Source organism: Bradyrhizobium sp. TM233, from assembly GCF_036247965.1.
Lineage (GTDB): Bacteria > Pseudomonadota > Alphaproteobacteria > Rhizobiales > Xanthobacteraceae > Bradyrhizobium > Bradyrhizobium ottawaense.
This window is the reverse complement of record NZ_BTIG01000032.1, coordinates 403-3,275: the sequence shown is the minus strand read 5'-3', so window position 1 is coordinate 3,275 and position 2,873 is coordinate 403. Positions and strand designations below refer to the sequence as shown.

The 2,873-nt window shown below is 63.8% G+C and carries 4 protein-coding genes; 2 read left to right on the top strand and 2 right to left on the bottom strand.

The window, feature by feature from the left end; genetic code table 11:
- Both AABA86_RS32505 and AABA86_RS32500 read right to left on the bottom strand, forming a co-directional pair.
- Nucleotides 1-902, bottom strand: a 902-nt coding sequence (locus AABA86_RS32505) for a cache domain-containing protein (protein ID WP_338309671.1), incomplete at its 3' end; no start/stop codon positions are given.
- A 174-nt stretch (nt 903-1,076) separates the two neighbouring features.
- Nucleotides 1,077-1,298, bottom strand: a complete 222-nt coding sequence (locus AABA86_RS32500) for a dodecin (protein WP_212247240.1) — start codon at nt 1,296-1,298, stop codon at nt 1,077-1,079.
- A 315-nt stretch (nt 1,299-1,613) separates the two neighbouring features.
- Between AABA86_RS32500 and AABA86_RS32495 the strand changes: the two genes are divergently transcribed.
- Nucleotides 1,614-2,615 (top strand): glycoside hydrolase family 16 protein, encoded by a 1,002-nt coding sequence (locus AABA86_RS32495; RefSeq protein WP_338309670.1) that lies wholly within the window; start codon nt 1,614-1,616, stop codon nt 2,613-2,615.
- A 2-nt stretch (nt 2,616-2,617) separates the two neighbouring features.
- On the top strand, nt 2,618-2,873 hold a 256-nt coding region (locus AABA86_RS32490), incomplete at its 3' end, for a family 1 glycosylhydrolase (protein ID WP_445083500.1).

The following is a 2,873-nucleotide window of genomic DNA, read 5'->3' as shown; positions in this document are numbered from 1 at the left end:
ACGAGGCCGACGACGAAGGTTATGCGCGCGGCGGCGGCGCGTCGCCAGGGAGCCAGCACATCGTCCCGGGACTTACTCGCCAGCACCATCAGGGGATAGCGGCTGCTGCGCTGGTAGTAGCTCAGGCGCTGCACGCCATCGAGCGGCGACTTGAAGTAATAGACCGCTTCGGCGGGGCGGCTGTCCCAGCCTTTGAACAAGGGCGCATTTGACAGGTCGCGTCCGACGAAGGCGCCGCTCTCGTCTCGGCTGCGTGCCAGCATGATGCCGCCATTGTTGAGCAGTGACGCCGAGCCGTTCGGCCCGATGTCGAATCGCTCGTAGAATTTGACGAAATAGCTGACGTCGATCGTGAGCAGGGCAACGCCGGCGAAGCCGCCGTCGGGATCGTTGATCCGTCGGGATGCCGTAATGATCCACTGGCCCCCGGAGCGGCTCTTGATGGGCGGTCCGATCAGCGTGCCCGTCTCCGGGGAGTTGCGATGGCGCTGGAAATATTCCCGGTCGCTGTTGTTGAGCTTGGAAAAGTCGAGACGCTCGGTCGTGGCAAGCCATCGGCCCGTCGCGTCATAGACGAAGATGCCCCGGATGCGGTCCGATGATTTGCGCGTCGGCAGATAGGCCTGGAGCTTCGTGATCGTATCGGGGCCGGTCCCGTCGAGTTCGAGCCGGTGGACCAGTCCGACCAGGAGCGTATCGACCAGCTCGAACGTATCGTCCGCGTGCTGGATCAGCGAATGTGCGAGGTTGGCGACGTCGATCTCGGCGTTCCTGAGATCGACATTGCGAGCTTCCCATTCGCGCCAGGCGCTGAGACCCAGGATTGTCACGCAAATCAGCCCAACGAAGCCCGCCGCCCAGAGCGGAAGGCGCGTCTTGCCGAGTTCGCGGCTCGTGACCATCAGGCTTGCTCCAAATCGGAGCAAACCTCTCACTTTCGTCTTAACGGCCTCTTGCAAAATCTGCAATGATTGTGCGGGGTCCGTAATCAACCGGTGGGATTGCAGACATCGTCAGGGCCGGTCGGCTGAGACACGTTACCGCAGTGCGACAGTTCCGTTCTGCCGCCTGCCGCCTCATCCCTCCAGGGTGAAGCCGACGCGCAGCGTCACCTGATAGTGGCGCACGGCGCCGTTCTCGATGTGGCCGCGCGTCTGCACCACCTCGAACCATTTCATCTCGCGAATGGTCTTGGACGCGCGGCTGACCGCGTTCTTGATCGCGTCCTCGATCGAGGTTTCGGACGATCCGACGAGATCCAGGATCTTGTAGACGTGATCACTCTCGGTTGCGGGCATGGGTCTTCCCTTCGTTTCATCCTGCAGCGGACAAACGCGCTCGATGGAACGTGCATGCGAGCGCATGGCGTTGACTGTGAACGGGCGTGGGCGCTTCGGGTTCCCAGCGCCCGGTGGCCCGCATGCGCCAGCCGAGGTGAAGCGGGCCGCGCTTGCCTGCTAAGTTGCAGCGGGGATGGAGTCGCCAACCTCGAGGCGGTGGGGAGGCGGGAGAAATGCTTTTCAAATCGCCCGCCGGCGTTGGATGCCGCGGTTGCCCGCGCCAAGACGGATGAGCTAACCTCTGCGCATGTCGAGGTAGCTTCGAGTGCGGTGATGATCGGCCGTTGGACGAGGGGCACTCTGGTTGCGATCGGCCTCGGCGTGCTGCCTGCGCCTTGTATTGCGCAGGATGAGCTCGATCGCGCGCCGGCGAGCATGTCGCTGCAGGTGACGACCGATCCTTCCACCATCGTGTGTCGCCGGCTCGACACGGTCAATCCAGCTTCGCTGGTGTTCCTGCCGCTGCGCCGGACCTTCAGCGAGGATTTTGACGAGCATCCGCTGTCGAACGGACGCTGGGTCCCGCATTATGCGGGCGGCGCGGCCTGGCCGGAGGCGCGCTATTGGGGCGGCGACGGCTCCGACTTCAAGCGCAAGACCAGCGCCAATGGCGAGCAGCAGATCTACGTCGATCCGCGCTACGCCGGCCGCGCGGCCGCGCCGCTCGGGCTCGATCCATTCAGGGTGAAGGACGGCGTGCTGTCGATCATCGCCAGCCGCACGCCGCCGGACTTGAAGCCGCTGCTGTTCAACAACGAGTACATCTCGGGCATCCTGACGACCCAGGGCACGTTCGCCCAGAAGCACGGCTATTTCGAAATTCGCGCCAAGGTGCCGGTCGGCCATGCGGTGTGGCCGGCGTTCTGGATGCTGGCGGACGATGGCGGCTGGCCCCCGGAGGTCGACGTGCTGGAAGGCCGCGGCGAAAAGCCAGGCGATCTCGTGATGACGACGCATTGGCGGATCCCCTCGACCCAGAAGATCCAGTCCTGCGGCTTCGACTTCGCGGTCGGCGATGCCTCAAGCGTGTTCCACAATTACGGTGTGCTGTGGCAGGAGGATCGGCTGGTCTATTTCATCGACCGCAGGCCGGTCTCCGACATCAAGGTGCCGATCGGCTTCGACGATCCCATGTACATGATCGTCAATCTGGCGATCGGGTCGAAATTCTTTCTCGGCGTCGGTCCCGTCGACGCGGAATCGCCGCCGAGCGTCGCATTCGAGATCGACCGGATCTCGGTCTATCAGATCGATCTGGAGCTGGCACGGAGATAGCGATGTCAGCCGATGTCTCGCGGCGCCGTTTTGCCAAGCTCACGGGCCTCGCCGCGCTGGGCGTAGCCGCAGGTGCTGGGGCCGCGGAGAATGAAAAGTCCGCATCGACCGACCGCCACCTGCCGGCACCATTCCCGAAGGATTTTCTGTGGGGAACGGCGACCTCGTCCTACCAGATCGAGGGCGCGGTCAACGAGGACGGTCGCGGCAAGTCGATCTGGGACATCTTCAGCCACACCCCCGGCAAGATCGAGGACG